At 52.2% G+C, this 21,887-nt stretch carries 17 protein-coding genes and 7 tRNA genes; 2 read left to right on the top strand and 22 right to left on the bottom strand.

Annotated features, from left to right (window positions below; genetic code table 11):
* Positions 1 to 25: 25 nt before the first annotated feature.
* From P2W74_RS16275 to miaB, 10 genes are all read right to left on the bottom strand, one after another.
* Entirely contained in the window at positions 26 to 1,711 is a 1,686-nt protein-coding gene (locus tag P2W74_RS16275) for a molecular chaperone HscC (protein WP_276292419.1), read from the bottom strand.
* 224 nt (positions 1,712 to 1,935) lie between these two features.
* The gene (gene gltL, locus P2W74_RS16270) at positions 1,936 to 2,661 is read right to left on the bottom strand and encodes a glutamate/aspartate ABC transporter ATP-binding protein GltL (RefSeq protein WP_162382568.1); all 726 of its coding nucleotides are present in this window, start codon (positions 2,659 to 2,661) and stop codon (positions 1,936 to 1,938) included.
* Positions 2,661 to 3,335, bottom strand: a complete 675-nt coding sequence (gene gltK / locus P2W74_RS16265) for a glutamate/aspartate ABC transporter permease GltK (RefSeq protein ID WP_276292418.1) — start codon at positions 3,333 to 3,335, stop codon at positions 2,661 to 2,663. The genes gltL and gltK overlap by 1 nt, the downstream gene beginning before the upstream one ends.
* The gene (gltJ, locus tag P2W74_RS16260) at positions 3,335 to 4,075 is read right to left on the bottom strand and encodes a glutamate/aspartate ABC transporter permease GltJ (protein ID WP_276292417.1); all 741 of its coding nucleotides are present in this window, start codon (positions 4,073 to 4,075) and stop codon (positions 3,335 to 3,337) included. The genes gltK and gltJ overlap by 1 nt, the downstream gene beginning before the upstream one ends.
* Positions 4,076 to 4,233: 158 nt before the next feature.
* Complete coding sequence (locus P2W74_RS16255; RefSeq protein ID WP_276292416.1) at positions 4,234 to 5,142, bottom strand: amino acid ABC transporter substrate-binding protein; 909 nt, start codon at positions 5,140 to 5,142, stop codon at positions 4,234 to 4,236.
* Positions 5,143 to 5,508: 366 nt separating this feature from the next.
* Positions 5,509 to 7,047 (bottom strand): apolipoprotein N-acyltransferase, encoded by a 1,539-nt coding sequence (gene lnt / locus P2W74_RS16250; protein WP_276292415.1) that lies wholly within the window; start codon positions 7,045 to 7,047, stop codon positions 5,509 to 5,511.
* A 19-nt stretch (positions 7,048 to 7,066) separates the two neighbouring features.
* The gene (gene corC, locus P2W74_RS16245; RefSeq protein WP_192614318.1) at positions 7,067 to 7,945 is read right to left on the bottom strand and encodes a CNNM family magnesium/cobalt transport protein CorC; all 879 of its coding nucleotides are present in this window, start codon (positions 7,943 to 7,945) and stop codon (positions 7,067 to 7,069) included.
* A 98-nt stretch (positions 7,946 to 8,043) separates the two neighbouring features.
* Complete coding sequence (gene ybeY / locus P2W74_RS16240) at positions 8,044 to 8,511, bottom strand: rRNA maturation RNase YbeY (RefSeq protein WP_276292414.1); 468 nt, start codon at positions 8,509 to 8,511, stop codon at positions 8,044 to 8,046.
* A complete protein-coding gene (locus P2W74_RS16235; protein WP_276292413.1) occupies positions 8,508 to 9,554 on the bottom strand; it encodes a PhoH family protein in 1,047 nt (348 codons plus the stop codon). Before P2W74_RS16235 ends, ybeY begins: the two co-directional genes overlap by 4 nt.
* Positions 9,555 to 9,705: 151 nt before the next feature.
* Entirely contained in the window at positions 9,706 to 11,130 is a 1,425-nt protein-coding gene (gene miaB / locus P2W74_RS16230) for a tRNA (N6-isopentenyl adenosine(37)-C2)-methylthiotransferase MiaB (protein WP_276292412.1), read from the bottom strand.
* Between the two features lie 146 nt (positions 11,131 to 11,276).
* Here miaB and ubiF point away from each other — a divergent pair, with 146 nt between their 5' ends.
* Positions 11,277 to 12,452 (top strand): 3-demethoxyubiquinol 3-hydroxylase, encoded by a 1,176-nt coding sequence (gene ubiF / locus P2W74_RS16225; protein ID WP_276292411.1) that lies wholly within the window; start codon positions 11,277 to 11,279, stop codon positions 12,450 to 12,452.
* 105 nt (positions 12,453 to 12,557) lie between these two features.
* Here the strand turns inward: ubiF and P2W74_RS16220 are convergent.
* The 12 genes from P2W74_RS16220 to nagB all read right to left on the bottom strand — a co-directional run bounded on the left by P2W74_RS16220 (position 12,558) and on the right by nagB (position 19,481).
* Positions 12,558 to 12,632, bottom strand: a tRNA-Gln gene (locus P2W74_RS16220).
* Between the two features lie 35 nt (positions 12,633 to 12,667).
* Positions 12,668 to 12,742 (bottom strand) — tRNA-Gln (locus P2W74_RS16215).
* Positions 12,743 to 12,787: 45 nt separating this feature from the next.
* Positions 12,788 to 12,864, bottom strand: a tRNA-Met gene (locus tag P2W74_RS16210).
* 16 nt (positions 12,865 to 12,880) lie between these two features.
* Positions 12,881 to 12,955 (bottom strand) — tRNA-Gln (locus P2W74_RS16205).
* 37 nt (positions 12,956 to 12,992) lie between these two features.
* Positions 12,993 to 13,067: transfer RNA gene (locus P2W74_RS16200), tRNA-Gln, on the bottom strand.
* A 23-nt stretch (positions 13,068 to 13,090) separates the two neighbouring features.
* Positions 13,091 to 13,175 (bottom strand) — tRNA-Leu (locus tag P2W74_RS16195).
* Between the two features lie 8 nt (positions 13,176 to 13,183).
* Positions 13,184 to 13,260, bottom strand: a tRNA-Met gene (locus P2W74_RS16190).
* Between the two features lie 222 nt (positions 13,261 to 13,482).
* Complete coding sequence (gene asnB, locus P2W74_RS16185; protein WP_276292410.1) at positions 13,483 to 15,147, bottom strand: asparagine synthase B; 1,665 nt, start codon at positions 15,145 to 15,147, stop codon at positions 13,483 to 13,485.
* A gap of 296 nt (positions 15,148 to 15,443) precedes the next feature.
* On the bottom strand, positions 15,444 to 16,196 hold the full coding sequence (nagD, locus tag P2W74_RS16180; RefSeq protein WP_192611555.1) for a ribonucleotide monophosphatase NagD: 753 nt from the start codon (positions 16,194 to 16,196) through the stop codon (positions 15,444 to 15,446).
* 46 nt (positions 16,197 to 16,242) lie between these two features.
* The gene (nagC, locus tag P2W74_RS16175) at positions 16,243 to 17,463 is read right to left on the bottom strand and encodes a DNA-binding transcriptional regulator NagC (protein ID WP_276292409.1); all 1,221 of its coding nucleotides are present in this window, start codon (positions 17,461 to 17,463) and stop codon (positions 16,243 to 16,245) included.
* A gap of 8 nt (positions 17,464 to 17,471) precedes the next feature.
* Complete coding sequence (gene nagA / locus P2W74_RS16170; protein ID WP_276292408.1) at positions 17,472 to 18,620, bottom strand: N-acetylglucosamine-6-phosphate deacetylase; 1,149 nt, start codon at positions 18,618 to 18,620, stop codon at positions 17,472 to 17,474.
* A 60-nt stretch (positions 18,621 to 18,680) separates the two neighbouring features.
* Positions 18,681 to 19,481 (bottom strand): glucosamine-6-phosphate deaminase, encoded by an 801-nt coding sequence (gene nagB / locus P2W74_RS16165; protein WP_203358490.1) that lies wholly within the window; start codon positions 19,479 to 19,481, stop codon positions 18,681 to 18,683.
* A gap of 313 nt (positions 19,482 to 19,794) precedes the next feature.
* Here nagB and nagE point away from each other — a divergent pair, with 313 nt between their 5' ends.
* Positions 19,795 to 21,816, top strand: a complete 2,022-nt coding sequence (gene nagE, locus P2W74_RS16160; RefSeq protein WP_276292407.1) for an N-acetylglucosamine-specific PTS transporter subunit IIBC — start codon at positions 19,795 to 19,797, stop codon at positions 21,814 to 21,816.
* Positions 21,817 to 21,887 lie beyond the last annotated feature (71 nt).

Genomic DNA, 21,887 nt, shown 5'->3' with positions numbered 1-21,887 from the left:
CGCTTCTGACGACCGAAAGCGCCCGTTACGGCGCTTTCGGTTCTTCAATACCCAGATATTCACAGGCCCGGTGGCGAACGTTATCAACACGCTCTTGATCGTTGGAGAGCAGAGCGGCATCGAAATCGGTAATGATTTTACCGAGCCACTCCCGCTCTTCACTCAGCGCGCGTGACCATCTTTCTTCCAGTTGCGCCTTAAACGTCCGGTTGGCCAACATATCCCGCGGATAAATTTTCAATTCTTGCAAGCGCGCCCGACTGGCGTCGATTTGCTGCTGAGTCAGTAACGCCGGGCTATGGTTGATTACTCTCGACTCCGTTTTCCCGTCTTCCAGCAGGATATCAACTTCCAGCAGCCCATTGATATCGTAGCTAAAGCGAATGTCTATCGACTGATAGGCACCGGTTTTTTCCAATGGCACATCGAACGACTCCACCAGTATATTATTTTTAACTTTATGATTTTCGCCCTGATAAACATTAACCTGAATAGAGTCCTGGTCAGGGTGCATGGTGGAGTAGGTCTCGACCTTTGAAACCGGGACCGTGGTATTACGCTCAATGATCGGTGAGAAGATCCCCGAGACGCCTTGTTGGCAGACCTCAATGCCTAATGAATAAGGGCAAATATCGGTAAGAATGACCTCTTCGACATCTTCACTGCGTAACCGGCAGGCGGCCTGAATGGCAGCGCCGAGTGCGACAATGGTACTGGGGTCATAATTTTGATAGGGCAATTTGCCGAAAAGGCGAACGGCGATGCGATGCACCAACGGCATTTGCGAGGCGCCGCCGACGAGCACCAGACTGTCTATCTGACTCGGCTTCAGTCGTGCGTCTCTTAGCGCCTGTTCAATCGGTACGCGCAGACGATTAAGCAGCGGCAGCCACAGGTCTTCCAGCTCATCTTCGTAAAATTCGCACGTCATCAACTCGCGATCGTGAACGGGGCACCATGACAGCTTCAGTGGCATATCGCCGTCGCATTTTGCGGTTTCGGCCATGGAATACAGTTCAGCAAGCGCGGCTTCGGGCAGGGTTGATTTGTTGAGCTCCCAGTGTTTCAGAGCCGCATCAACCAGCATAGTGGTAAAGTCTTCGCCGCCCAGATAGTTGTCGCCTGCGGATGCATGTACTTCGATGACCGGAGTAGCGTATTCAAGTACCGTCACGTCGAAGGTGCCGCCGCCAAGGTCGAAAACCAGCGAACGGGTATTTTGCTGCGTGTGCAGGCCATAAGCCATCGCGGCGGCGGTCGGTTCATTGATTAAACGCACCGCATTCAACCCAGCCAACTCCGCCGCCAGGCGGGTATGTTTACGTTGCTCGTCGCTGAAGTAGGCGGGAACGGAAATCACTACATCATTTACAGGCTGATGAAGGTACTCTTCCGCATCTTCTTTTAACGACCGCAAAACTAAAGAGGACAATTCCGGGGCATTAAATGACTCATCACCCAGTTTCCAGGATATATTGCTGCCCATCGACCGTTTAAATAATGCGGCGGTTTTATCCGGATGAGAGATGCGTCGGGATTTCGCCGGTTTACCTACCAAAATATGTTTATTTTCATCGATACTAATTATGGATGGCGTTAAATATTCACCAAATTTATTAGGGATTAATTTTGCGCGACCTTCTTGCCAGACGGCAATTAAACTGTTGGTAGTACCCAAATCGATACCAATAGCGAGATTTGCATTATCCATTGCATTTTTAACTTGTCGGAAATGAGAATAACAGAATAAAGCCACCCTATTTTATTGCGGTGATCTCAATCAAGACATTTGATTAAGCATTTTGCAAACTTACCCATTCCTGGTGGTTTGTACGGTTTTTTATATAACATGGGGAACGCTGAGCAGTAAGGTATTCGGGACTATGTGCAGAAAAGCATGAAATGGCGCGCACTATGGCGTGCGCGCCAGCAAGATTAATGCAGGATTTTGGCGAGGAAATCTTTGGCGCGTTCTGATTTCGGGTTGGCAAAGAAGGCCTCTTTTTCCGAGTCTTCGACGATTTTGCCTTCATCCATAAAAATGACCCGATTGGCCACTTTCCGTGCAAAGCCCATCTCGTGAGTCACCACCATCATGGTCATGCCTTCATGCGCCAGCTCCACCATGACATCCAGCACTTCATTGATCATTTCCGGATCGAGGGCGGAAGTCGGCTCATCAAACAACATCGCGATGGGATCCATACACAAGGCACGGGCGATCGCCACACGCTGCTGCTGGCCCCCGGAAAGCTGCGCCGGAAACTTATCGGCATGCGCAGAAAGACCCACACGTTCAAGCAGTTTCAGCGCCTTTTTGCGAGCCGGTTCTTTCTCGCGCTTCAGGACTTTCACTTGCGCCAGCGTCAGGTTTTCAATGATGGACAGGTGCGGGAACAGTTCAAAGTGCTGGAAAACCATCCCTACACGAGAGCGTAGTTTCGCCAAATCCGTTTTTTTATCGTTAACGACGGTGCCGTCGACGGTAATTTCCCCCTGTTGAACAGGCTCCAGCCCGTTCACCGTTTTGATAAGCGTCGATTTGCCGGAACCCGAAGGGCCGCACACGACCACCACTTCCCCTTTTTGCACTTCTGTGGAGCAGTCGGTCAGCACCTGAAAGTGACCATACCATTTAGAAACATTTTTCAGGGTAATCATTAAACTGTCCTTTTCTTCAGATAGGTGACCAACAACGACGCGCTCAGGCTAATAACAAAATAGACGGCACCCGCGAACAGAATCATTTCGACCTGTGTACCGTCGCGTTCGCCAATCGTGGAGGCGGTACGGAAGAAGTCCGCCAGACTCAATACGTAGACCAGCGAGGTATCCTGGAATAGCACAATGCCCTGGGTGAGCAGCAACGGCACCATCGCGCGAAACGCCTGCGGCAGTATGATCAGTTTCATTGACTGCCAGTGTGTCATTCCTAATGCCAGCGCCGCGCTGGACTGACCGCGTGAAATACTCTGGATACCGGCACGGATAATTTCTGAGTAATATGCTGCTTCAAACATGGAAAACGCGACCATCGCTGAAATCAACCGAATATCGGCCTTTGGCGAGAGTCCAAGCACATCCTGTAGTAGCCCCGGTACAATCAGGTAAAACCACAGCAGTACCATCACCAGCGGGATGGAGCGGAATACGTTGACGTAGGCTTTGGCAAACCAGGCAACAGGCGCAAAGCTGGAGAGTCGCATCACCGCGAGAAGGGTTCCCCAGACAATCCCGATGACAACGGCGGTGACGGTAATTTTCAGGGTAATGACCAGTCCCGCCAGCAGATAAGGCAGGGAGGGAACAATGGAACTCCAGTCAAATTCGTACATTATTTGCCTCCCAAATTGCCAGGCAGGCGGATTTTGCGTTCCACCAGATTCATCACCAGCATGATGAAGGCGTTAATCAACACATAGGCCAGCGTAATGGCGGTAAACGATTCCCAGGCGTGAGCGGAGTAATCCAGCAGTTTGCCCGCCTGTGCGGCCATATCCACCAGACCAATCGTGGACGCGATGGCCGAGTTTTTCACCAGGTTCATCATCTCTGACGTCATTGGCGGCACAATCACGCGATACGCATTCGGCAGCAAAACATAGCGATACGCCTGCGGCAACGTCAGGCCCATGGCCAGCGCGGCATTTTTTTGCCCGCGCGGCAGGGACTGGATAGCGGCACGAACCTGTTCGCAAACACGAGCAGCAGTAAACAATCCCAGACAAAACAGGGACGAGAGAAAGAATTGAATGTTGGGGTCCAGCTCAGACTTGAACCACATGCCGATATTTTCGGGCAGCAGTTCTGGGATCACCAGATACCAGGTGAAAAATTGAACAATCAGCGGAACGTTACGAAACAGTTCTACATACAGCGTGCCGAGGCTGGAGAGGAAGCGGTTAGGAACGGTGCGCAGGATACCGAATAAAGATCCGACCAGGAAAGCAATAATCCAGGCGCTAATGGATAACGCGACGGTGACCTGAAAGCCGCTCCAGAGCCAGCCGAGATAGGTGGTGTTGCCGAACGGGGCTTGTTGTAAAAAAATCCCCCAGTTCCAGTCTATTGACATAAATCTACTCCAGAAAAAAAAGGGTAGCAGGGCTACCCTCGAAGATTGTTGCGCAGCGACTTGCGGTTTTCAGGCCAGGTGGGGAACGACCACCTGGCATATAGTCTGTCCGTGCTGAGCATCAATCGAGAGGGAGGGAAAACCTCCCATTATTTTAGTTAGTTAAGCGCTTTATCATTCGGTTCTTTGAACAGCGTTTTCATCTGCTCAGACAGTTCAAAATTCATATTCAGGTTCTTTGGTGGGATCGGGTTTTTAAACCATTTATCGAACCATTTCTCCGCTTCACCTGAGGTCTGTGCTTTGGCGATGGTGTCATCCATCAGCTTTTTAAACTCGGGATCGTCTTTACGCAGCATACAGCCGTAGGCTTCCTGGGATTGCGGCTTACCGACGATTTCCCAGTTGTCCGGTTTCTTCGCTTTTGCGCGTTCGCCGGCCAGCAGCGCGTCATCCATCATAAAGGCAACCGCACGACCGCTTTCCAGGGTACGGAAGGAGTCGCCATGGTCTTTCGCGCTGATGATGCGCATGTCCATTTTTTGTTCTTCATTCAGTTTATGCAGCAGTACTTCGGAGGTTGTGCCGGAAGTAACGACGACCGCTTTCCCTTTCAGGTCCGGGAAGTCTTTAACATCACCGCCTTTTTTCGCCAGCAGACGAGTACCGACGACGAAAATAGTGTCGGAGAAAGCCGCCTGTTTCTGACGTTCAAGGTTGTTGGTGGTGGAGCCACATTCAAAGTCGAATGTGCCGTTTTGCAGTAGCGGAATACGGTTCTGAGAAGTGATTGGGATCAGCTTCACCTGCAGGTCAGGTTTGTTGAGTTTTTTCTTCACGGCTTCAACGATGGCGTTGGAGTAATCCTGTGAATAACCCACCACTTTCTGCTGGTTGTCGTAATAAGAGAATGGCACTGAGGATTCGCGATGGCCGACGACGATGACGTCATTTTTCGCGATCTTGTCCAGCGTGCTACCTGCGGCAGGTGCTGCATCTTCTGCATGCGCCAGACCGGCAGACATTCCCATCACCAGCATTGCTGTGGCCAGCTTACGTAATTGCATATCCAACTCCTTTATCGTCTGCGTCAGAAACGCATTGATACCCATTGTGAGTGTCTGTGTTGTTATCACCTGCAACTTTAATGTGCAGTGTTATGACTGTTTGTTAACATTTAGTCTGGCTTAATGTAAAGATATTGCTGCGTTATTGTTTATTTTTGCGAAGTGCGCCGCACCGTTTAGAGACAATAATTTGTCATTGCACTATTTTGGCGCTACCAACGAACGGTATTGGTGCGACCGGGTTGCACAATCGGCCAAAAACGAATTTATCTTGTATAACAAAGCAATAGACGTGCCAGAGTGAAAAACGGGAGGGAAGTTGTAGGCCCGGTAAGCGAAGCGCCACCGGGCAAAAGGGGAAGGAGATTATTGACGACGCTGGCGCAGACTCATGATCACCGCACCGAAACCCAACAACGCGGTGATTACCCACAACGGCCAGTTGCCGGTGCGGGCGTAGGGCGTCAGGCCCGTCGTTGGTGTGACGCTGGTGGTCAACACCTGACGGGTAAACTGTGGGATCATCGCCTGGATGTCGCCCTGCGGTCCAATGACTGCCGTAATGCCGTTATTGGTACTGCGCAACAGCGGACGCGCCAGCTCCAGTGAACGCATCCGCGCCATCTGGAAGTGCTGCCACGGACCAATAGATTTACCAAACCAGGCATCGTTCGAGATGGTCAGCAGGTAATCGGTATCGGGGCGGAAGTTGTCCCGTACCTGTTCTCCGAGAATAATTTCGTAGCAAATGGCGGCGGTCAGTTTGAAGCCGTGCGCATGCAGTTGCGGCTGCACATACGGCCCACGACTGAATGACGACATCGGCAGGTCGAAGAACGGCGCAAGCGGGCGCAGAATAGATTCCAGCGGCACAAACTCGCCAAACGGGACAAGGTGATTTTTGTTGTAGCGATTGGTTGAGTCGTAGCTGTACGGACTGTCTTTACCCAGCGTGATGATGGTGTTGTACGTGTCGTAACGGTTTTTCTTGTTCAGACGCGCATCAACAATGCCAGTAATCAGCGTGCTGTTTTTCGATTTCAGCAGGTCATCCATCATGCCAAGAAAACGCTGCTGATTAATTTCCAGATCCGGAATCGCGGACTCCGGCCAGATAATCAACTGCGATTTTCCAAGCTCAGGCTGTGAGGCGTCGAGATAGATTTTTAGCGTGTTGATCAGCTGATTCTCATCCCACTTCAGCGATTGCGGGATATCGCCCTGCACCATCGAAACCTGAATGGTCTTTTCCGGCTCAGGGGTATACCACTGGATATAGCGCAGTGGGAAGGGGAGGGCGAAAAGCACCGCAGCCACGACAAAGGGACGCCAGTGACGTGTGGCGATGGCGAGGACCAACAGACCGCTGACCATCATCAACAGGAAGTTAATGGCTTCCACACCCATGACCGGCGCCAGCCCTTTCAGCGGACCGTCAATCTGGCTGTAACCGAACTGCAGCCACGGGAAGCCGGTTAATACCCAGCCACGCAGGAATTCCGTTACTTGCCAGACTACCGGGGCGGCAATCGCTACGCGAAGCCAGGTGGTCTTTGGCCACAAGCGTGATAATACGCCGGCAAAAAGCCCTGTATAAAGCGAGAGATAAGCGGCCAGCAACACCACGAGAAAGACGTTAACCGGGCCGGGCATGCCGCCAAACTGCGCAATGCTAACGTAAACCCAGTTAATGCCGGAGCCGAAGAGTCCCAGCCCCCAGAAATACCCCACGGCGGCAGACTGAAGCGGACGGCGATTTAAGGTGAGGGCCTGCAAACCCATGAGCGACACAATCGCGGCAGGCCAGATGTCATACGGAGAAAAGGCCAGCGTCCCGCAGACGCCGAATAATAACGCCAGCAGCAGGCGAATGCGCTGGCGTTCAATCAATGAGGCAAATGCCATTTTAAGTCCAATCCTGGTTTTATTCGTCCAGTTTCGGCTGAGGTGAGTCATCCGGAATTCTGACATGAACCTGAATAATACGACGGCTATCGGCCATCGCCACTTTGAACTGATAACCATCAATGTCGATGGTTTCACCACGCGCTGGCAGATGACCAAACGCCTGCATGACCAGCCCACCAATGGTGTCGACCTCTTCATCGCTAAAGCTGGTGCCGAAGGCGTCGTTGAAGTCTTCAATGGGCGCCAGCGCGCGAATGGTCCAGGTGTGGCGACTGAGTTGACGGAAGTCGATATCGTCTTCTTCGTCGTACTCGTCTTCAATTTCACCGACAATCAGTTCAAGAATATCTTCAATGGTCACCAGACCCGAAACACCGCCGAATTCGTCAATGACGATCGCCATATGGTAACGCTGAGAGCGAAACTCCTTCAGCATGCGGTCAACACGCTTACTCTCAGGTACGACAACTGCCTGGCGTAACACTTTTTCCATGCTGAAAGCATCGGCATCGCTGCGCATAAACGGCAGCAAATCCTTCGCCATCAGAATCCCTTCAATGTGATCTTTATCTTCGCTGATCACCGGAAAACGCGAGTGAGCAGACTCGATGATGACATCAAGGCACTCGTCCAGGGTTTGGTTGCGTTTCAGGGTAATCATCTGGGAGCGGGGGATCATGATGTCACGAACGCGCTGGTCCGCAATGTCCATCACCCCTTCGAGCATGTCGCGCGTATCTTCATCGATAAGCTCGTTCTGCCCGGAATCACGGATCAGCGCCAGCAGTTCGTCACGGTTTTTCGGTTCACCGTGGAACAGTTGGCTCAGTAACAGGGAGAAAAATCCCTTTTTGCTGTTTAATGTGTCACTACTGTGTGAATTGTCGTCGCTCATGGCGTCGTATGGGTTCTCATGTGAGTTAATGGGTTGCTCGTCACGCGTGTATTCAGCGTACGGCATTGTGGTCAGCAGCCGGGCATCAGCCCGGTCGCTTATTCCTTCTCGGCAATGTACGGATCCTCATAGCCCAGAGCAAGCATAATCTCTGTTTCAAGGGATTCCATCTCTTCCGCTTCGTCATCTTCAATATGATCGTAGCCCAATAAATGCAGGCTACCGTGCACCACCATATGTGCCCAGTGGGCATCCAGCGGTTTGCCCTGTTCTTTCGCTTCTTGCTCAACCACCTGACGGCAGATTATCAAATCGCCCAGCAGCGGCATCTCAATACCCGGGGGTGCTTCAAACGGGAAAGAGAGTACGTTGGTTGACTTATCTTTGCCACGGTAAGTCAGGTTAAGATCGTGGCTTTCCGCTTCATCCACCAGACGAATGGTGACTTCTGACTCTTCCTGAAACTGTGGGATCACCGCATTCAGCCATGTCTGAAACTGACTTTCTTCCGGTAAGCCCGTGTTGTTTTCACATGCGAGCTGTAAATCGAGAATAACCTGACTCATTTTTGTCCTTGCTCCTGGGCTTCATGCTTACGAACGGCAGCCAGTTCTGCTTTTCGTTTTTGTTCTGCTTCTTCCCAGGCTTCATAGGCGGTAACGATCCGCGCGACAACCGGGTGGCGTACAACGTCTTCACTGTGGAAGAAATTAAAACTGATCTCATCAACCTCAGAGAGCACTTCAATGGCGTGGCGCAGACCAGACTTGGTGCTGCGCGGCAGGTCAATTTGCGTGATGTCGCCGGTGATCACCGCTTTCGAATTAAAACCGATACGCGTCAGGAACATTTTCATCTGTTCGATGGTGGTGTTCTGGCTTTCATCGAGAATGATAAAGGCGTCGTTCAGGGTACGACCACGCATATAGGCCAGCGGTGCGACTTCAATCACGTTACGTTCAATCAGTTTTTCGACCTTTTCAAAACCTAACATTTCGAACAGGGCGTCATACAAGGGACGCAAATACGGATCGACTTTTTGGCTCAGATCGCCTGGCAGGAATCCCAGCTTTTCCCCAGCTTCTACCGCCGGACGGGTCAGCAGAATACGACGAATTTCCTGACGCTCAAGAGCATCGACGGCAGCGGCGACGGCAAGGTACGTTTTCCCTGTACCGGCGGGGCCAACCCCGAAGGTGATATCGTGATCAAGAATATTGGCGATGTATTGCGCCTGGTTTGGCGTACGTGGCTTAATCACACCGCGTTTGGTTTTGATGTTCACCGCTTTGCCGTACTCCGGCACGCTCTCCGCGCTCTGTTCCAGCACCCGCGCTTCTTTGATGGCGAGGTGGATCTGTTCCGGCTCAATATCCTGCTTTTGACCACGCACCGGAGCGGTATCGACATACAGACTGCGTAAAATATCTGCCGCAGCGGTCACGCAAATCGGGCGACCGGTCAGTTTAAAGTGGTTGTCACGGCGGTTAATCTCGATGCCGAGACGGCGCTCCAGCTGTTTAATGTTGTCATCAAACGGGCCGCAAAGGCTCAGCAGACGGGCATTGTCTGCAGGCTCAAGGGTGATTTCGCGAGTGTCTATGTTCAAACTGTTCCTCTTATGCATAGGGCGCCGGAAGATGAATATTCCCGGCCTGTAAGGAAATTATTCACGCCACAGGATAAAGGCGCAAGCATTGCAATGAAGATGGGGACAAAGAGGGGAATTACAAGGCCTGCCCGGTGGCAGGCCTTGAGGATTAAGGCTGGTAGAATCCAACGCCTGAGTCGTTCTCTTTACGGGTACGGGCAATGACCGATTCCGGGGTTTCTGCAATACGCAGGCCCATTTCGTCTTCTGTGCGGATAACGTTACCGCGCAGGGAGTTGGTCCAGACGTCAGTGATTTCCACATCGACAAACTTACCGATCATGTCCGGGCTACCTTCAAAGTTCACGACCCGGTTATTTTCAGTGCGCCCCGACAGCTCCATGATGCTCTTGCGCGATGTCCCTTCCACCAGAATACGCTGCGTGGTGCCGAGCATACGGCGGCTCCAGGCCGTCGCCTGCTGGTTGATACGCTCTTGCAGGATATACAGACGCTGTTTTTTCTCGGCTTCCGGAACGTCGTCAACCATATCGGCGGCAGGAGTACCCGGGCGGGCAGAGAAGATAAAGCTGTAGCTCATGTCGAAGTTCACGTCGGCAATCAGCTTCATGGTCTGCTCGAAATCTTGCGTCGTTTCGCCAGGGAAGCCGACGATGAAATCGGAGCTTATCTGAATGTCCGGACGCGCTGCGCGCAGTTTACGGATGATCGCTTTGTATTCCAGCACCGTGTGGGTACGCCCCATCAGATTCAGCACGCGATCTGAGCCGCTCTGTACTGGCAGATGCAGGAAGCTCACCAGCTCAGGGGTATCACGGTAGACTTCAACGATATCATCGGTGAACTCGATCGGATGGCTGGTGGTGAAACGAATGCGGTCAATGCCATCAATCGCGGCGACCAGACGCAGCAAATCGGCGAATGAACCGGTGGTGCCGTCGTAGTTCTCGCCACGCCACGCGTTAACGTTCTGGCCGAGCAGATTCACTTCGCGAACGCCCTGGGCAGCAAGCTGGGCGATTTCAAACAGAATGTCATCAGACGGACGGCTGACTTCCTCACCACGGGTGTAGGGCACCACGCAGTAAGTACAATATTTGTTGCAGCCTTCCATGATGGAGACAAATGCCGTTGGACCATCGGCACGCGGTTCCGGCAGGCGGTCGAACTTCTCGATCTCCGGGAAACTGATATCGACGACCGGACTCCGGTTGCCGCGCACGGAGTTGATCATTTCAGGCAGGCGATGCAGCGTCTGCGGCCCAAAAATGATGTCGACATAGTGCGCACGTTGACGAATGTGGTCACCTTCCTGGGACGCCACACAGCCGCCGACGCCGATAATCAGATCCGGGTTTTTCTCTTTTAAGAGCTTCCAGCGACCTAATTGATGGAAGACTTTTTCCTGAGCCTTCTCGCGGATTGAGCAGGTATTCAGCAGCAGCACATCCGCTTCTTCCGCCACGTCGGTCAGTTGATACCCGTGGGTGGCGTCCAGCAGATCGGCCATCTTCGATGAATCGTACTCGTTCATCTGACAGCCCCAGGTTTTAATATGGAGTTTTTTGGTCATCGACTTGCTCTTGCGAAATAGTAGCCAGGAATGCAGGGCGCATAGTGTAATGCTTTGACGCGGTTGTGACCAGTATGACCGTTATCAGCCTCAAGGGGTAAAAAATCCTGTAAACTTAAAGCATATTGCTAACAGGATGATTGACCATGACAAATCAACCAACGGAAGTAGCCATTGTCGGCGCTGGGATGGTCGGCGGCGCGCTGGCGCTGGGGCTGGCGCAACAAGGATTTTCGGTGACGGTCATAGAGCATGCCGCCCCTGCGCCATTTGTTACCGACAGCCAGCCCGATGTCCGTATCTCGGCGATCAGCGCGGCGTCAGTGTCGTTACTCAAAGGTTTGGGCGTCTGGGATACGGTACAAGGGATGCGCAGCCACCCATACCGCCGTCTGGAAACCTGGGAGTGGGAAAACGCCCATGTGATGTTCGATGCCGCCGAGCTTAAATTACCGCTGCTGGGATATATGGTGGAGAACAACGTCCTGCAACGCGCACTCTGGCAGGCGCTGGAGGCGCATCCTAAAGTGACGCTGCGTGTTCCCGCCTCCCTCATTGCCTTGCACCGTAACAATGACCGTCACGAGCTGGAGCTGGCCGGTGGCGAGATAATCACGGCAAAACTGGTGGTGGGGGCGGATGGTGCTAACTCGCGGATTCGGCAAATGGCGGGCATCGGTATCCATGCCTGGCAGTACGATCAATCCTGCATGTTGATCAGCGTGCAATGTGACCGCGATCCTGGCGACAGCACCTGGCAACAATTTACACCAGACGGTCCACGCGCATTTCTGCCGTTGTTCGACAATTGGGCGTCGCTGGTGTGGTATGACACGCCAGCCCGAATTCGCCAGTTGCAGAGCCTGAGCATGCCGCAGTTGCAGGTCGAGATTGAAAAACATTTCCCTTCGCGTTTGGGCAGCGTCACAGCCATAGCGGCAGGGGCATTTCCACTCACGCGCCGACATGCTTTGCAGTACGTTCAGCCAGGACTGGCGCTGGTGGGGGATGCGGCGCACACCATTCATCCTCTTGCGGGGCAGGGGGTGAATTTAGGCTATCGTGACGTTGATGCGTTGATCGACGTGCTGGCCAATGCGCGGAGCTATGGTGAATCCTGGTCCAGCCATCAGGTGCTGAAACGCTATCAGACACGCCGTATGACCGATAACTTCATCATGCAGAGTGGGATGGATCTGTTCTATGCCGGGTTCAGCAATAATCTGCAACCGCTGAGGATCATGCGCAATATTGGGCTAATGGCGGCCGAGCGGGCCGGGGTACTTAAGCGCCAGGCGCTGAAGTATGCATTAGGGTTGTAATTTTTATGCAGGCCTACGCGACTCGTCGTAGGCCTGATAAGCGTAGCGCCATCAGGCAATAAACGCAGAAAAGCAAAAAGCTCGCCGAAGCGAGCTTTTTTTATGTGGCTGGGGTACGAGGATTCGAACCTCGGAATGCTGGTATCAGAAACCAGAGCCTTACCGCTTGGCGATACCCCAACGGGTGCGTCTACAACGTAAACGTCTTTTGAAATTGGCTGGGGTACGAGGATTCGAACCTCGGAATGCTGGTATCAGAAACCAGAGCCTTACCGCTTGGCGATACCCCAACAATTTTTTTGGATTTACCGAACTGAATCGATACGTCCTTAATATGGTGGCTACGACGGGATTCGAACCTGTGACCCCATCATTATGAGTGATGTGCTCTAACCAACTGAGCTACGTAGCCAGATTTCTTTCTTCGATGGCTGGGGTACCTGGATTCGAACCAGGGAATGCCGGTATCAAAAACCGGTGCCTTACCGCTTGGCGATACCCCAAAGACCGTTGCGGTGAACCGCTATATCGAAGAAAAAATGGCTGGGGTACCTGGATTCGAACCAGGGAATGCCGGTATCAAAAACCGGTGCCTTACCGCTTGGCGATACCCCATCCGTGCAACGCTTACTGGTGAATGGTGCGGGAGGCGAGACTTGAACTCGCACACCTTGCGGCGCCAGAACCTAAATCTGGTGCGTCTACCAATTTCGCCACTCCCGCAAAAAAGATGGTGGCTACGACGGGATTCGAACCTGTGACCCCATCATTATGAGTGATGTGCTCTAACCAACTGAGCTACGTAGCCATCTTTTTTTCGCGTTACCTTATCGGCGTTGCGGGGCGCATTATGCGTATTGAGCCTTGAAGCGTCAACCCCTTTTTCATTGAAAATGGCCGGAATGTGACTGTTTGGTTAGGTTGCGAACAGCGTGACGCAATATTCGGCAATTATTGGTTATTAATCGTTTTTGTAAGGATTATTACAATATAAAAAAGAGCCCCTGAGGGCTCTTTTTACACGTTTCGCTTATTTATAGGCGGACTGGTGGACGCCAACCGCACGACCGGAAGGATCGTTCATGGTTTTAAACGCTTCATCCCACTCGATAGCTTTCGCAGAGGAACAGGCGACGGACGGACCGCCAGGCACACATTCTGCGGCGCTGGGAACCGGGAACAGTTCTTCAAAGATCTCGCGGTACAAGTACGCTTCTTTTGATGACGGCGTGTTGTACGGGAAGCGGAAGCGGGCGGTTTCCAGTTGTTGGTCAGAAACCTGTTCTGCGGCCACTTCTTTCAGTGTGTCGATCCAGCTATAACCCACGCCATCCGAGAATTGCTCTTTCTGACGCCACGCGACGCTTGCCGGTAGGTAAGACTCAAAACATTCGCGCAGGACATGTTTTTCCATTTTACCGTTGCCGCACATTTTATCCTGTGGGTTGATGCGCATTGCCACATCAAGGAATTTCTTATCCAGGAACGGGACCCGCGCTTCCACACCCCAGGCTGACATTGCTTTGTTGGCACGCGCGCAGTCAAACATATGCAACGCCTGCAGTTTACGTACCGTCTCTTCATGCAATTCTTTGGCATTTGGCGCTTTGTGGAAGTAGAGATAGCCGCCGAACACTTCGTCAGAACCTTCACCGGACAGCACCATTTTAATACCCATCGCTTTGATTTTACGCGACATTAAATACATCGGCGTCGAGGCGCGAATGGTGGTGACATCGTAAGTTTCGATGTGGTAAATCACATCACGGATCGCATCCAGACCTTCCTGTACCGTGAAGTAAATTTCGTGGTGCACCGTGCCAAGGTGATTTGCCACTTCCTGTGCGGCTTTCAGGTCCGGAGAACCTTCGAGACCGACGGCAAAGGAGTGCAACTGTGGCCACCAGGCTTCGGAACGCTCCTGATCTTCCACACGCCGCGCGGCATATTTTTTGGTGATAGCGGAAATGACCGATGAATCCAGACCACCGGAGAGCAGTACGCCATAGGGGACGTCTGACATCAGGTGGCTTTTGACGGCGTCTTCCAGTGCCTGGCGCAGTTCATTTTTGTCGGTAACGTTATCTTTTACCGCATCAAAATCGAACCAGTCGCGCTGATAGTACTGGCGGATTTCCCCTTCTTTACTCCACAGATAACTGCCCGCCGGGAACTCTTTGATGGTACGGCATACCGGAACCAGTGCTTTCATTTCGGAGGCGACGTACAGGTTGCCGTGTTCGTCGTATCCCATATAAAGAGGGATGATGCCAAGATGGTCACGACCAATCAGGTAGGCATCTTTCTCGCTGTCGTAAAGCGCAAAGGCAAACATTCCCTGCAGATCGTCGAGGAATTGCGCCCCTTTCTCCTGATACAGCGCGAGGATCACTTCACAGTCGGAACCGGTCTGGAAGGTATAGCGATCGCCATATTCCGCACGTAACGCCTGATGGTTATAAATTTCACCGTTTACAGCCAGGATGTGCGTTTTTTTCTCGTTATACAGCGGCTGGGCACCGGCGTTCACGTCAACAATTGACAGGCGTTCATGCGCCAGGATCGCGTTGTCACAGGCGTAGATGCCGGACCAGTCCGGCCCGCGATGACGCATCAGACGTGACAGTTCGAGGGATTTTTTACGCAGTTCAACCGCGTCTGTTTTGATATCGAATACGCCAAAAATAGAACACATAACCTTCTCCATTAATCTGTTGCGTGGTGCTTTTTGTGTTTGCTTGATTAAGAAAATGCCGCAAAGCAGGAGAGGGCGCAAGTGAATTGCCGGTCAGAAAAGAAAAAATGCAATAGGCATTGTGGATTAGTGAAAAAAGATTATGTGATGAACGTGTTTATTGATGAATCGGCAATTTTATGGCGGTTTTATTAAATGAGACTTTGCCGGATAGCGGCGTAAACACCTTATCCGGCTTACAGCGAAGTGCGAATCGTCGCCTGATAAGCAAAGCGCCATCAGACATGGCGTCGTTTTCAGATAACGTCGATCTCGGCCACGGAAGGGTAGATCCAGCTTGGTCTGAACGGCATGCTGTCGATATCGTCAAGCGTGGAGACGCCAGACAACACCAGAATCGTTTCGAGCCCCGCCTGGAAACCAGCAAGGATGTCGGTACGCAGATTGTCGCCGACAATGACCGTTTCTTCGGAATGTGCCTGCATTTTGTTTAACGCCGCACGGATGATCCACGGACTCGGTTTGCCGACGTAGAACGGTTTGCGACCGGAGATTTTCTCAATACCCGCGCAGAGTGCGCCACAGGCAGGATAGAAGCCGCGACCGTGGGTATCCGGGTTGGTGGCAATAAAGCGGGCGCCATTGGCAACAAAGAAGGCCGCTTTATGCATCATTTCCCAGTTATAGGAACGGGTTTCGCCGACGATCACGAAGTCCGGGTTAACGTCGGTGATGGTAAAGCCTGCTTTATACAATTCGTGAATCAGCGCGCCTTCACCCACCACGTAGGCTTTTTTGCCTTCCTGACGACGCAGGAAATCGGCTGTTGCCATTGCGGAGGTATAAAAGACGCTGTCAGGCACATTCACACCTGCGGTGGCAAAGCGGTTCGCCAGGTCTTGTCCGGTTTGGGAGGGGTAATTGGTCAGCAGCACCAGCGGCAGGCCTTTTTCCAGAATACCCGTCAAAAATTCTGCCGCACCGGGTACGGCAATGTTGTCGTGCATTAGCACGCCGTCGATATCACAAATGACATTTTTGATGGTCATGAACTACCCAGGGAAATTGTTATGAATCCGATACTATAAAAGCGCATTAATTTTCCAGCAAATGTTGAAGCAAAATGCCGTTAAGCATGGCGCGTTTTACCAGCGCAAATGCACCGATGGCGGAGCGGTGATCCAACGTTGAACGCACAACCGGCAGATTTTTACGAAATGCTTTCAATGCCTGTGTGTTAATGCAGCTTTCAATCGCCGGTAACAAGACTTTGTCGGCTTCGGTTATCTCACCGGCAATGACAATCTTTTGCGGATTAAACAGGTTTATCGCAATAGCGATGGTTTTTCCCAGATGGCGACCCACGTGCTCAATAACCTCTGCGGCCAGACTATCGCCTTTATTGGCCGCCTTGCAGATGGTTTTGATGGTGCAGTCATCCAGCGGAACGCGGCTCTGATAGCCTTGTTTCAATAAATTATGTACGCGATGTTCAATGGCGGCATTGGCGGCGATGGTTTCCAGACAGCCAAAGTTACCGCAGTGGCAGCGTTCACCGAGCGGTTCAACCTGAATGTGGCCGATCTCGCCGACATTACCATTACGACCAATAAAAATTCGGCCGTTGGAGATGATCCCCGCCCCGGTGCCCCGGTGTACGCGCACCAGAATGGAGTCTTCACAATCCTGACTTGCGCCAAAATAGTGCTCAGCCAATGCCAGGCTACGGATGTCATGGCCGACGAAACAGGTGACGTGAAAACGTTTTTCCAGCGCTTCAACCAGCCCCCAGTTTTCGACCTGAATATGTGGCATGTAGCGAATGACGCCGCTTTCGGGGTCGACAAGCCCCGGCAGGATCACCGAAATGGCGATCAGTTCGCGGATTTTACGCTGGCAGCTTTCAATAAAGGCCTCAATGGTATTGAGCAGGGCATATTCCAGCGTTTCCTGAGTACGTTCAGGGAGCGGGTAATGCTCTTCCGCCAGGACTTTACTGCTCAGATCATAGAGGGTCAGCGTGGTGTCGTGACGACCCAGACGCACGCCAATCGCATGGAAATTACGGGTTTCCGTGACGATAGAGATGGCGCGGCGGCCCCCGGTGGAGGCCTGCTGATCAACTTCTTTGATCAGCCCGCGTTCAATAAGTTGACGCGTAATTTTCGTTACGCTGGCGGGGGCAAGCTGACTTTGCTCGGCAATCTGAATTCGCGAGATGGGTCCATGCTGATCAATCAGGCGGTAAACGGCCGCACTGTTAAGCTGTTTTACGAGATCAACATTACCTATTTGAGCTTGTCCGCCAGGTGTCATACGTTTTCTTACTCAGTAACGACCTCGTTGCCATTAACGATGGTCTTGATGATTTTAAAGTCGTGTGTGAATGCGGTCAGGTTGGCCACTTTACCCGGTGCAATGCTGCCGAGTTGTTGGTCGACGCCAATCGCACGGGCAGGGTAGAGAGTCGCCATGCGCAGCACTTCATCCAGTGCAATACCACAATGTTCGACCAGATTACGGACACCTTCAATCATGGTTAAAGATGAACCGCTCAGCGTACCGTTCTCATCCACACAGAGTCCATTGCGGTAGTATATTGTTTTACCAGCAAAAATGAACTGTTCAATGTTTGCGCCTGCCGGTGCTGTTGCATCTGTCACCAGACACAGTTTGTCGCCTTTCAGGCGTTTGGCGTTACGGATGTTGGCATAATCAACATGCAAGCCATCGGCGATTACGCCACAATAAATGTCGGCTTCATCCAGAATCGCACCCGCCAGACCCGGCTCACGACCGGTAATGTACGGCATGGCATTAAACAGATGAGTGGCGAAGGTGATCCCCGCGCGGAAACCGGCTTTCGCTTCTTTCAACGTTGCGTTGGAATGCCCGGCAGAAACCACAATCCCCGCGTCTGCCAGTTTTGTGATCACGTCAGCGGGAACCATCTCTGGCGCCAGGGTGACTTTGGTGATGACGTCGGCATTATCGCACAGGAAATCAACCAGCGCAGCGTCAGGCTTACGGACAAAACCCGGATTATGCGTCCCTTTTTTGACCAGGTTCAACCATGGGCCTTCAAGATGCAGACCTAATGCCTGATGCGGATATTTCGCCAGGTATTCACGCATGACGCGAATGCCCTGTTTCATCAGATCATCACTGGTGGTGATAAGCGTTGGCAGATAGCTGGTGCAGCCAGAACGTTCATTGGCTTTTTGCATAATTTCCAGCGTTTCAACGGTCACCGCTTCTGCGGTATCGTTGAACTGCACGCCACCACAGCCATTTAACTGTACGTCGATAAAACCGGGGGAGAGAATGGCCCCATTCAGCGAGCGTTGCTCGATCTCCGGCGGCAGTTCCGCCACTGGACAGACTCTTTCAATCAGGCCATTGGCGACAACAATCGCATGGTCATCAAGAATTTCGTGACCGGTAAAAATCCGGCCCTGGGTTAAAGCATACATTCCGACCCCCGATTTCAAAAAATACCGCCCTGCAACACGCTCACCAGGGCGGGGATACTATTACAGACCTTTAATATTTTCGGCTTCTAACTCGTTGAAGTATTTCAGCGTCTTAACTTTCAGCTCCATGGTGGAAGGCTCATCGCATACCACCACGGCTTTCGGGTGCAGTTGCAGACAGCTGATGGTCCACATGTGGTTGACGTTGCCTTCTACCGCCGCCTGGAGCGCCTGCGCTTTCTGATGGCCCAGCACCAGAATCATCACTTCTTCTGCGTCAAGCAGCGTACCCACGCCCACTGTCAGCGCGTATTTAGGCACCTGACTTACATCGCCATCAAAGAAACGAGAGTTTGCCACGCGAGTGTCATGGGTCAATGTTTTGATACGCGTGCGGGAAGCCAGAGAAGAGGCCGGTTCGTTAAACGCGATGTGACCGTCGTTGCCTACGCCACCCATAAACAGGTGGATTTTACCGTAAGAACGGATTTTTTCTTCATACTGACGACATTCAGCATCAATATCCGCTGCGTTACCGTTGAGAAGGTTGATGTTTTCTGCTGGAATATCAACGTGATCAAAGAAGTTACGGTGCATGAAGCTATGATAGCTTTCCGGGTGCTCTTTCGGAAGGCCAACATATTCGTCCATGTTGAAAGTCACGACATGCTTGAAGCTGACCTGGCCCGCTTTGTGCATTTCAACTAAAGCTTTATAGGCGGTCAATGGCGTGCCACCGGTAGGCAGACCCAGAACAAACGGACGATCCGCCGTCGGCTTGAATGCGTTGATACGGTTAACGATGTGGCGAGCAGCCCATTTGCCGACTTGTTCAGCGGTATTCAGGGGGATCAGTCTCATTCTTCACCTCAAAAGTATATGTAGACGTTGGCGGATTGAGCATGGGTACATAGACAAGCGTAACCTGGTTTTGTATCAACAAGAGTCAATCCGTCTTGATTTTTTGAATGATAAAATAAGTTTTCGCAGTTAGCCAGTAAAAGGGAGTGGTTATAACGATATTTGGTGACTGGACTCACAAAAAACATGCTTTTAATTTGCGATACGAATTAAATTTTCACACACTCAGAATGCCAGTGAACCACTAAGATAGTGACACAATAAAAATACAGCTGAGAACGCGCCTTAAACGGGGTCTCATAGGGGGAATAAAGTGAGTATTCTAGGTTATTTACAAAAGGTTGGCCGCGCGCTTATGGTGCCGGTGGCCACGCTGCCTGCGGCAGCAATATTGATGGGTGTAGGTTACTGGATTGATCCCGTGGGTTGGGGTGGAGATAACGCGGTAGCAGCGTTCTTCATTAAATCGGGTTCCGCAATCATCGATAACATGTCCGTACTGTTTGCGATTGGTGTCGCTTACGGTATGTCCAAAGATAAAGACGGTGCTGCGGCGCTGACCGGTTTTGTGGGCTTCCTTGTGTTGACCACGCTTTGTTCTCCAGCGGCAGTTGCGATGATCCAGAAGATCCCTGCGGACCAGGTTCCTGCCGCGTTCGGTAAAATCAGCAACCAGTTCGTGGGGATTCTGGTGGGTATCATTTCTGCTGAGCTGTATAACCGCTTCAGCGGCGTTGAATTACCGAAAGCGCTCTCCTTCTTCAGCGGCCGTCGTCTGGTGCCGATTCTGACCTCCTTTGTGATGATCATTGTTGCCTTCATCATGATGTTTATCTGGCCGATTATCTTCGACGGTCTGGTGAACTTCGGTGAACACATCCAGAAACTGGGTTCCGTTGGCGCGGGCGTCTACGCCTTCTTCAACCGCCTACTGATTCCGGTTGGTCTGCACCACGCACTTAACTCCGTGTTCTGGTTCGACGTGGCGGGCATTAACGACATTCCTAACTTCCTCGGCGGCGCACAGTCTATTGACGCGGGCAAAGCGGTGGTGGGCATTACCGGTCGTTACCAGGCGGGCTTCTTCCCAATCATGATGTTCGGCCTGCCGGGTGCAGCGCTGGCTATCTACCACTGCGCGCGTCCTGAGAACAAGGCGAAAGTGCTGGGTATCATGATGGCGGGCGCATTCGCTGCCTTCTTCACCGGGATCACCGAGCCGCTGGAATTCTCCTTCATGTTCGTTGCACCGGTTCTGTATGTTATCCACGCCGTTCTGACCGGGATTTCAGTCTTCATCGCTGCCTCTATGCACTGGATTGCCGGTTTCGGTTTCAGTGCGGGTCTGGTGGATATGGTGCTTTCTTCCCGTAACCCGCTGGCGACGCACTGGTGGATGCTGATCCCACAGGGTCTGGTCTTCTTCGCGATCTACTATGTGGTGTTCCGCTTTACTATCACCAAATTCAATCTGATGACTCCGGGTCGTGAGCTGGCGGTTGCCGGTAGCGAAGCCGATGGTCAGGACATGAATGTGAGCGCTGACAAAGACCAGGACGTTGCCGGTCTGGCGCGTCAGTATATCGCTGCGGTGGGGGGTTCTGACAACCTGACAGGTATCGATGCGTGTATCACTCGTCTGCGTCTGAATGTGAAAGACTCTTCACTGGTGAACGAAGCGATGGCAAAACGCCTGGGGGCTTCTGGTGTGATTCGCCTGAACAAAACCAGCGTACAGATTATCGTTGGCTTTGTGGCTGAGAAAATCGCTAACGCGATGAAAACCACGGGTCCGGTCGCAGCAGCCTCTGCTGACGCAGCGCCAGCCGCGGCGGCTCCAGCAGCTAAACCACAGGCTGTTCTGAATACAGTGACTATCGCTGAGCTGGTTTCCCCGGTTACCGGTGATGTCGTGGCACTGGATCAGGTTCCTGATGAAGCGTTCGCCAGTAAAGCCGTAGGCGATGGCGTAGCGGTAAAACCAACTGATAAAACCGTGGTTTCCCCGGCTGCGGGTACCATCGTGAAAATCTTCAACACCAACCACGCCTTCTGCCTGGAAACAGAAAAAGGTGCGGAAATCGTTGTCCACATGGGTATCGATACTGTCGCGTTGGGTGGCCAGGGCTTCAAGCGTCTGGTGGAAGAGGGTGCCGAAGTCGTTGCAGGGCAGCCGATTCTGGAAATGGATCTGGCGTACCTGGATGCGAATGCGCGCTCAATGATCAGTCCTGTCGTTTGCAGCAACATCGATGATTTTGGTGGGCTGGTTGTGAAAGCGGAAGGACACGTCGTTGCAGGTCAGACGGTGCTGTATGAGATTAAAGGCAAGTAATCGCTCCTGAGTAGAGTCTATGCCTTAAGCGGCGGGGGGAAACCTCCGCCGCTTTTTTTTGCAGCAATCGA

The organism is Citrobacter enshiensis (assembly GCF_029338175.1).
GTDB lineage: Bacteria > Pseudomonadota > Gammaproteobacteria > Enterobacterales > Enterobacteriaceae > Citrobacter_D > Citrobacter_D enshiensis.
The sequence above is the reverse complement of the archived record's forward strand: the minus strand, read 5'-3'. Positions and strand labels throughout refer to the sequence as shown.

Bases quoted from the DNA above. Each gene is read 5' to 3' on its own strand.
- ybeY (WP_276292414.1), bottom strand. From the start codon at position 8,511: ATGAGTCAGGTTATTCTCGATTTACAGCTCGCATGTGAAAACAACACG.
- P2W74_RS16275 (WP_276292419.1), bottom strand. From the start codon at position 1,711: ATGGATAATGCAAATCTCGCTATTGGTATCGATTTGGGTACTACCAAC.
- ubiF (WP_276292411.1), top strand. From the start codon at position 11,277: ATGACAAATCAACCAACGGAAGTAGCCATTGTCGGCGCTGGGATGGTC.
- nagC (WP_276292409.1), bottom strand. From the start codon at position 17,463: ATGACACCTGGCGGACAAGCTCAAATAGGTAATGTTGATCTCGTAAAA.
- lnt (WP_276292415.1), bottom strand. From the start codon at position 7,047: ATGGCATTTGCCTCATTGATTGAACGCCAGCGCATTCGCCTGCTGCTG.
- nagD (WP_192611555.1), bottom strand. From the start codon at position 16,196: ATGACCATCAAAAATGTCATTTGTGATATCGACGGCGTGCTAATGCAC.
- gltJ (WP_276292417.1), bottom strand. From the start codon at position 4,075: ATGTCAATAGACTGGAACTGGGGGATTTTTTTACAACAAGCCCCGTTC.
- asnB (WP_276292410.1), bottom strand. From the start codon at position 15,147: ATGTGTTCTATTTTTGGCGTATTCGATATCAAAACAGACGCGGTTGAA.
- P2W74_RS16255 (WP_276292416.1), bottom strand. From the start codon at position 5,142: ATGCAATTACGTAAGCTGGCCACAGCAATGCTGGTGATGGGAATGTCT.
- gltK (WP_276292418.1), bottom strand. From the start codon at position 3,335: ATGTACGAATTTGACTGGAGTTCCATTGTTCCCTCCCTGCCTTATCTG.
- corC (WP_192614318.1), bottom strand. From the start codon at position 7,945: ATGAGCGACGACAATTCACACAGTAGTGACACATTAAACAGCAAAAAG.
- nagA (WP_276292408.1), bottom strand. From the start codon at position 18,620: ATGTATGCTTTAACCCAGGGCCGGATTTTTACCGGTCACGAAATTCTT.
- gltL (WP_162382568.1), bottom strand. From the start codon at position 2,661: ATGATTACCCTGAAAAATGTTTCTAAATGGTATGGTCACTTTCAGGTG.
- nagB (WP_203358490.1), bottom strand. From the start codon at position 19,481: ATGAGACTGATCCCCCTGAATACCGCTGAACAAGTCGGCAAATGGGCT.
- miaB (WP_276292412.1), bottom strand. From the start codon at position 11,130: ATGACCAAAAAACTCCATATTAAAACCTGGGGCTGTCAGATGAACGAG.